The sequence below is a fragment of the Burkholderia sp. Se-20378 genome, assembly GCF_017104665.1.
Lineage (GTDB): Bacteria > Pseudomonadota > Gammaproteobacteria > Burkholderiales > Burkholderiaceae > Burkholderia > Burkholderia lata.
Map to the genome: position 1 here is coordinate 1 of NZ_JAAGPG010000409.1, position 7,870 is coordinate 7,870.

The following is a 7,870-nucleotide window of genomic DNA, read 5'->3' on the forward strand; positions in this document are numbered from 1 at the left end:
GCCGCGCTCGACGCGCAATACGCGAAGCTCGACGATCCGCGGGCGACGCCGTCGGCGCACGTGCTCGATGCGCTGTGCGCGCTGCGTGGCGATCCGCGCGGCGCGTGCTTCGCGTTCGGGATGCGGCAGTCGCTCGCGCATACCGAAGCGTTTCGCGCACGGCCGCTGCCGCCCGACGTGCAGGTGCGCTTCGACGCAACGGCGGCCGAGTCGCTGGGTCGGCAGGCCGACCTGGAGCGCACGCAGATCGGCAACTTCGACGCGTTCCTCGCCGCGTATCACGCGGGAACGCTGAACCAGGAATGCGGCGAGCCGACGCGCGACGCGCGCTGACGGGGCCACCGCATCGAATCCATTCCCCGGAGGACAGATGAGCAGTATCGCGGAAATGAAAACCGAACGCGGCTTCTCGGCGCGCGCAGCCGGTGCGGGCGCGCTGGCGTCGTTCGTCGGCTTTGCGTCGACGTTCACGCTGATCGTGAATGCGCTGACGAATGTTGGCGCGACGCGCGCGCAGGCCGCGTCGGGCCTGATGGCCGTCTCGATCGTGATGGGGCTGGCCGGCATCGTGCTCAGCTACCGGACCCGGATGCCCGTCAGCGTCGCATGGTCGACGCCCGGCGCGGCGCTGCTGCTCGGCCTGGGCGCGGTGAAGGGCGGCTATCCGGCCGCGGTCGGCGCGCTCGTGCTGACCGGCGTGCTGCTGACGCTGGCCGGGCTGTGGCGGCCGCTCGGCCGCGCGATCTCGAAGATTCCGCTGCCGATCGCCAACGCGATGCTCGCGGGGATCATCCTGAACCTCTGCGTCGCGCCGGTGCATGCGATCGCGCAGTATCCGCTGTACGTCGCGCCGATCCTGCTCGTCTGGGTCGTGATGATGCGGGTCCGCAAGATCCTCGCGGTGCCCTGCGCGGCAGTCGCGACGCTGATCGTAATTGCGTTCATCGCCCGCACGGGCGGCGTGGGCGCGGCCGGCATGCTGCCGCATCTCGCACTCGTCGGGCCGGTGTTCTCGGCGTCGACGATGGTGAGCGTCGCGGTGCCGCTGTTCATCGTGACGATGGCGTCGCAGAACATCCCGGGCGTCGCGGTGCTCAATGTCAACGGCTACCGGCCCGAAGCGTCGAGGCTGTTTACCGCCACGGGGCTGTGCAGCCTGGTCGCGGCGCCGTTCGGCGGGCCGCCGATCGGGCTGGCCGCGATTACCGCCGCACTGTGCGCGGGCGAGGAGGCCGGCCCCGACGGATCGCGGCGCTACTGGGCCGGCATCGTCTGCGGCGCCGCATACATCGTGTACGGGCTCGCGGCGAGCGCCGCGACGCTGTTCATCGCGGTCGCGCCGCCGATCATCATCGAGGCCGTCGCCGGCCTCGCGCTGATGAACGCGCTCGGCGGTGCGCTGCTCAACGCATTCACCGACAAGGACGCGCGCGAAGCGGCGATCCTGACCTTCCTCGTGACGATGGCCGGCCATGCGTTCCTCGGCATCGGCGGCGCGTTCTGGGGGCTGCTGACCGGCATCGGGCTCACGTTCGTGCTGCGTCGCGCGGAGGGCCGGTGATGCCGCGCGACGACGCGGCCCGACGCAGTCCTGTAGTCACCATCGAAAAAAACGGAGAAGACATGCAGCACACCATCGAGAAAATCACCGCGACACCGGTGTTCGCGCGCGGCGACGCGGAGATTGCCGGCGTCCGGCTGTCCGGCAGGCTGTCGGGCGTGATCGTCGAGATCGAGACGTCGCAGGGCGTGGTCGGCCACGGCTTCACGGCGATTACCGACGAGGCCGTCGTGGCCGCGGCGATCGACCACGTCGCCGCGCCGAACCTGGTCGGGATGAACATCGTCGAGCGCGAGCGCATTCTCGACAAGCTGGTCTGGCTGCTGTGCCCGCGCGGGCAGACCGGCTACGCGGGGCACGTGATTTCCGCGATCGACATCGCGGTCTGGGACGCGATCGGCAAGATCGCCGGCATGCCGGTATGGAAGATGCTCGGCGGCGCGCGCCCGGTGGTGCCGCTCTACACGACGTTCGGGTTCGCGTCGGTCGAGCGCGCGGAACTCGTGCATGCCGCGCGCGCGCTCGTCGCCGCCGGGCATCGCCGCATCAAGATGATCGTCGGCTATCACGCGCTCGCGCGCCGCAACGAAGGACGGCCGCTCGAGCAGGTCGTCGCGGACGACGTGGCGCGCGTGCGCGCCGTGCGCGACGCGGTGGGCGACGCCGCCGAGATCTACATCGACGCGAATTGCGGGCTCGATCACTACCACGCGCTGCGGCTCGCCGAGCGCGTGGCCGATTGCGACATCGGCTTCTTCGAGGAGCCGATCGCGGACAACGACCCCGCCAAGCTCGCCGACCTGAGAAAGCGCGGCGGCATTCCGGTCGCGACCGGGCAGAGCGAGGGGCAATTGTTCCGGTTCCGGGATTTCCTCGTCAACGAGTCCGTCGACATCCTGCAGCCGAACGTGTGCGTGTGCGGCGGATTCTCGGTGGCGACGCGCGCGGCCGCGCTCGCGCAGGCGTTCGGCGTGCCGATCGACAACGGCGGTACGTTCCCGTTCCACAACATGCACCTGCACGGCGGGCTTGCGAATGGCGGCTCGGTCGAGTGGCACGTCGTCGCGGTCGAGATCTGCCGGAACCTGTTTACCGGCCTGCCGGCCGAGCAGAACGGGACGCTGGCGCTGCCCGATGCGCCGGGCCTCGGCTTCGGCATCAATCGCGACGGCGTGCGCGAGTTCTCGTCGGGCCCGGGATCGCAGGGGCACGGCAAGGCCTGACCGGCCGTCGGCGTCATGGCCTGCCCGCCGACGCGCGCGGGCAGGCGACGGCGTCCTCGCAGTTGCTGGAGACGGGGGCGCGCGGCTGCATGATCGACGCGCACCCGTTGCCCGAACCGCAAGCGGCCGGCGAATCAGGCTCGCGCGTTGACGCTCGACGCGCTCAGATGTGCGTCGTGTGAGGCGCGAGCGTCCGCACGATGTTGATGAAGCTGGCGAGGACGGGCCCGATATCGTCTTTCCGCCACACAAGACCCGTTTCAACGGTCGATGGGCCGTGTGCCAGAGGACGATAGACGACGCCCGTCCGTCGCAGGTTGCGCAGCGATTGCGGAACCACGGCGACCCCCATGCCGGCGGAAACGAGGCTGACGATCGTCTGCATCTGGATCGCTTCCTGGCCAATGCGCGGGACAATGCCGACGGAACTGTAGCACTCCATAATGGTGTCGTAGAAAGCCGGCGCAAGATGCCGCGGGAAAATCACGAGCGGAAGCGCCGCGACGTCCGGCAGATGAATGGGGACATCCTCGGGCGCGTTCGACGCGGCAGCCGGAATCGCGAGCACGAGCGGCTCGCTCACGACCGGCAGATACGATAGTTCGGCCGCATAGCGTGGCGGTACGGGCGGGACGATCAGGCCCGCGTCGATGTGGCCTGCGGCCAGCGCATCGATCTGCACGTCGCTCGTCGCTTCGGTGAGTTGCAGCCGCACCAGCGGATAGCGGGCACCGAATTCGCGCAGCAGCGACGGCAGGAGCCCGTAGTCGGCAATCGACACGAAAGCGAATGACAGTTTCCCGGTTTCACCGCGCGCGAGACTCTGCGCGAGCCGGGGAAGCGCCTCGGCCTCGGCGAGCAGTTTGCGCACTTCGGGGAGCAATGCCTCGCCGACCGGGGTGAGCGCAACCGTCCGGTTCGTACGCGCGAACAAGACTACGCCGAGCTCCCGCTCCAGCGAACGGATAGCCTGCGAGAGCGGGGGTTGGGTAATTGAAAGGCGCACGGCAGCCCGGCCGAAGTGCCGCTCCTCGGCAACGGCCACGAAGTAGTACCACTGGCGTAGATCGGGTGGGGAATTGGACATTCTCTTTATTTGAAATGCGACCAATAGCGATGAACAATATATTGGACAAGCGGTATGTAGCGCATGGGCTTGCCGGTCTGCGTGCTGAAGATGGGTCGGGCGGCCCGTTGAGGGCTGCCGGTGTCTCCTTCATTCTGTCATTCTCGCGAACGGTGGCCGCGTAGCAGCCGTGTATCGCTTTGTCATCCGGACGGAACACACGTCGGTCTGTTCGAATATTTTTTCGTCACCTTGATGTGACGAGTGAGCAGACACAAGTGGGATTTTACCTACCTCGGCAAGCGGATTTTATCTATTTCCGGGAAGCGCGGATTGCGGTGTTCGCGAGCGCTATTGATCGGCAACAGGATGTTATCGGTTATCCGATTGGTCGTTTTTGATTTAACGACGGGATTCCGCGAATCAATGACGAAATTTGAGTCGTCTTGATGGAAAGGAGGGATCAATGCGGGAACGTGGAGGCAATTGACACAGTGTTCGATCGACATCCCGATGTCGTAGTAGCCGCACTGAGGGGATTCGAACGCCACTTCACTTCAGGCGCTTGGCAGCCCACCTTCTTATTGATTTGAGTGGTGGGCTGACCGGCGCCTCGATCCGGTTACACGACCATCGGCATCGATGTCGTGAACGCATCCGCCAGAAACTCGCCGTCCGCCAACCGATGGTGTTGAATGAAGTCGCGCTGCGCGGATTCGATCATCACCGGCGCGCCGCATGCATACACCTGGTGGCCCGACAGATCGGGCAGGTCCTCGATCACCGCGCGATGGACGAAGCCGGTGCGACCCGTCCACTGGTCGCCGGCGTCCGGCTCGGAGAGCACCGGCACGTACTTGAAGTTCGGGATCTCGCGCGCCCACTGCTCGGCGAGCTCGTCGAGATAGATGTCCTTCTTGCGGCGTGCGCCCCAGTAGAGCGTCATCGGGCGCGTGATGCCCGAGTGCTTCACATGCTCGACGATCGCCTTGATCGGCGCGAAGCCGGTGCCCGATGCCAGCAGCACGATCGGCTTGTCGGAATCTTCACGCAGGAAGAAGGTGCCGAGCGGGCCTTCGAAGCGCAGGATGTCGCGCTCCTTCATTGCGCCGAACACATGGTCGGTGAACTTGCCGCCCGGCATATGGCGGATGTGCAGCTCGATCGGGCCTTCCTCGTGCGGTGCGTTCGCCATCGAGTAGCTGCGGCGCGAGCCGTCCTTCAGGATGAACTCGACGTACTGGCCCGCGAGATACTGCAGGCGTTTGTTGGCGGGCAACTGGAGCTTCACGACCATGACGTCGTCGGCCTTGCGCTCGAGTGCGGCAATCCGGCACGGCAGCTTCTTGACCTGCACGCCATCGACGCCGGCGATTTCACGCACGTCGATTTCGAGATCGCACTGCGCTTTCGAGCAGCACAGCAGCGCGAGGCCGTGCGTGCGTTCGTCGTTGGACAGTGCCGACGCGGCGTGCGGGCCCTGTTCGATCTGGCCCGACACGATCCGGCCTTTGCAGGTGCCGCACGCGCCGTTCTTGCAGCCGTACGGCAGAGGGACGTTCTGGCGCAGCGCGGCCGCCAGCACGGTTTCGTCCGATTCGACCTGGAATTGCCGGCCGCTTTGCGTCAGTGCGACTTTGAATGTCATGGTGTGTTTGACGGCGGTGTGCGGACACGGGTGTCGCTCGATCACACCGCGCGTCCGCACGTCAGAGGGAGGAATCAGGCGGTGCGGATGATCGCTTGCGCACGTATCCGCCAGCCGAGCGCTGCCGCAATCGCGGCGAACCCCACCAGCGCCCACATCGGCAATGACAGCCCGAGAATCGGCGGATACAGCGTTTCGCACAACCCGCCGACCTTGAAGACCAGCGGCAGCCAGTGTGCCGGCGGCAGGCTGTCGACCACCGGCTGCAACGCATCAAAGCCGCAACTGAATCCCGGGTGAGCCTGCACGTAGATGTGCCGTATCGCGACCGCCGCACCGGCCAGCGCAGCCGCCAGCGAGAGTGCGCGCAGCAACGCGACGCGGCGCCCGCCTGCTGCGGCCACGAACGCGAACAGGGCGATCAGCAGGAACAGGTAGCGCTGGATGATGCACAGCGGGCACGGATCCTCCTGCCACGCCAGCTGGATCCACAGTGCGCCGCCGACGAGCGCGAGGCTGGCCACGCCGATCGCCAGCAGCGCCCACCGTTCCGCGCGCGTGGCGTCGTTCGGGGCGCTCATCGCACGGCTCCGAGTGCGCTGACCAGCGACGCGAACACGCGGTCGACGTCGCGCTCGTCGGTACGCCAGTTGCAGAACGCGGCGCGCAGGCCCCAGGTGCCCGCATGCACCGTCGTCGTGATGAAGACGTCGCCGAGATCGCGCACCGCGCGCATGTACGCGTTGACGCGTGCCTCGTCGGGCTGCTCGGCAAGCGTGAAGCAGACGACGTTGACGCGGGTCGGCGCCAGCAACGCAAGGCCCGGCTGCTCGGCGATCTGCCTGCCGAGCCGGTGCGCGAGTGCAATGTTGCGCCGGACGATTTCCGCATGGCCGTCGCGGCCGTACGCGGCAAGCGCGAACCAGGTGGACAGCGCGCGCAGCCGGCGCGAATTCTCCGGCGTCAGGTGAACGAAGTCCGGATTGTCGGTCGGCACGCCCAGGTAGGCGGAGCTGTTCTGGAAGACCCGCACCTGCAGGTCGCGCCGGCGGCTGAACTGCACCGCGGCGTCGTACGGCACGTTCAGCCACTTGTGCAGGTCGATGCAGATCGAATCGGCGTCGTCGAGGCCACGCACGAGCGCGGCGTGATCGGGCGACAACGCGGCGAACGCGCCGAACGCCGCATCGACGTGCAGCCAGAACGGATAGCGCGAACGGAGCGCGGCGATCGCCTGCAGCGCGTCGTAGTCGACGGTATTGACGGTGCCGGCGTTCGCGACGACGATCACCGGCTCGCCCTCGAAGCGCTGCAGCGCAGCCTCGAGCGCGTCGACGTCGATCGCCTCGCGGTCCTTCAGCGTCGGGATCTTCTGTACCGCGCGACGCCCGATGCCGAGCACGGACAGCGCCTTGTAGATGCTCGAGTGCGGGGTGCCGGACAGCACGCGGATCGGCGGCAGCATGCCCACGCCATCCTCCGCGATGTCGACATGCTCAGGGCAGCGTTCGCCCAGCCATTCGCGACCGATGGCGAGCCCGACCAGGTTCGACATCGTCGCGCCGCTGACGAGCACGCCCTGCTGCGCATCCGACAATCCGAACAGCTCGCGCAGCCGTGCGACGGTTTCGCGCTCGAGATCGGGGGCCGAGCTGTCGATGCCGGCCGTCGGGTTCTGGTCATACACGCTCGTCAGCCAGTCGCCGGCGAGGGCGGCGGGCGTTGCGCCGCCTGTCACGAAGCCGAGGTAGCGCGCGCCGGCGCTTCCGGAGAATCCGGGCGCCCAGCGCGCCAGGAAATCGTCGAGCGCCGCGTCGAAGCCGGGGCCTCGGGCCGGCAGCGGTTGCGGCACGGCAGCGGGTGGCGCGAGCGCGGCCGGGCGCTCGTCGATGCGGTCCAGCACGTCGAGCGCGTGATCGAGGGTACGCTGCAGAACCGCTTCGATGCCGACGAGGTCGTGTGAGAGTTTGGCGTCCATGCTGTCAGTGGGGTGGGTGGAGGAAAGAAACGGACATCACGCGCGCGGGCGCAACGTCGCATACCAGAACAGCAGCGCGGTCGCGCTGAACGCGGCGCCGAGCGTACAGACGCCGGCCCAGCCGAAGCGCGCATACACGTAGGTCGACGCGATCGAGCCGGACGCGCAGCCGGCGGCGTAGAGCAGCATGTAGCCGGCCGTCAGGCGGCTGCGTGCGTCGGGGCGCACGCCGTAGATCAGGCTCTGGTTGGTCACGTGCACCGCTTGCAGGCCGAGGTCGAACGCGACGACGCCCACGACGAGCGCCGCGAGCGAATGCATCATGAGCGCGGTGGGCAGCCATGACACGAGCATCAGCGCGAGCCCGATGCCGGACGTCCATTGCGCGAGGCCG

The 7,870-nt window shown here is 67.5% G+C and carries 6 protein-coding genes and 2 pseudogenes; 3 read left to right on the plus strand and 5 right to left on the minus strand.

Features of this window, described 5'->3' with window-relative positions; genetic code table 11:
* The 3 genes and pseudogenes from G3N93_RS29630 to G3N93_RS29640 all read left to right on the plus strand — a co-directional run.
* Positions 1 to 333: pseudogene (locus G3N93_RS29630) on the plus strand (glutamate--cysteine ligase); the annotation flags it as partial.
* 37 nt (positions 334 to 370) lie between these two features.
* Positions 371 to 1,561, plus strand: coding sequence for a benzoate/H(+) symporter BenE family transporter (locus G3N93_RS29635; protein ID WP_206134552.1), 1,191 nt, complete (start codon positions 371 to 373; stop codon positions 1,559 to 1,561).
* A 62-nt stretch (positions 1,562 to 1,623) separates the two neighbouring features.
* Positions 1,624 to 2,784 carry a mandelate racemase/muconate lactonizing enzyme family protein gene (locus tag G3N93_RS29640; RefSeq protein ID WP_174939496.1) on the plus strand — a complete coding sequence of 387 codons (1,161 nt, stop codon included), beginning with the start codon at positions 1,624 to 1,626 and terminating at the stop codon, positions 2,782 to 2,784.
* Between the two features lie 163 nt (positions 2,785 to 2,947).
* Here the strand turns inward: G3N93_RS29640 and G3N93_RS29645 are convergent, their stop codons facing one another.
* The 5 genes and pseudogenes from G3N93_RS29645 to G3N93_RS29665 form a co-directional block, all read right to left on the minus strand.
* A complete protein-coding gene (locus G3N93_RS29645) occupies positions 2,948 to 3,871 on the minus strand; it encodes a LysR family transcriptional regulator (RefSeq protein WP_174939498.1) in 924 nt (307 codons plus the stop codon).
* Positions 3,872 to 4,472: 601 nt separating this feature from the next.
* The gene (locus tag G3N93_RS29650) at positions 4,473 to 5,498 is read right to left on the minus strand and encodes a CDP-6-deoxy-delta-3,4-glucoseen reductase (RefSeq protein ID WP_206134553.1); all 1,026 of its coding nucleotides are present in this window, start codon (positions 5,496 to 5,498) and stop codon (positions 4,473 to 4,475) included.
* 74 nt (positions 5,499 to 5,572) lie between these two features.
* Positions 5,573 to 6,079, minus strand: a complete 507-nt coding sequence (locus G3N93_RS29655) for a disulfide bond formation protein B (RefSeq protein ID WP_206134554.1) — start codon at positions 6,077 to 6,079, stop codon at positions 5,573 to 5,575.
* Entirely contained in the window at positions 6,076 to 7,476 is a 1,401-nt protein-coding gene (locus G3N93_RS29660; RefSeq protein ID WP_206134555.1) for a pyridoxal-dependent decarboxylase, read from the minus strand. Before G3N93_RS29660 ends, G3N93_RS29655 begins: the two co-directional genes overlap by 4 nt.
* 36 nt (positions 7,477 to 7,512) lie before the next feature.
* A pseudogene (locus G3N93_RS29665) lies at positions 7,513 to 7,870 on the minus strand (MFS transporter); the annotation flags it as partial.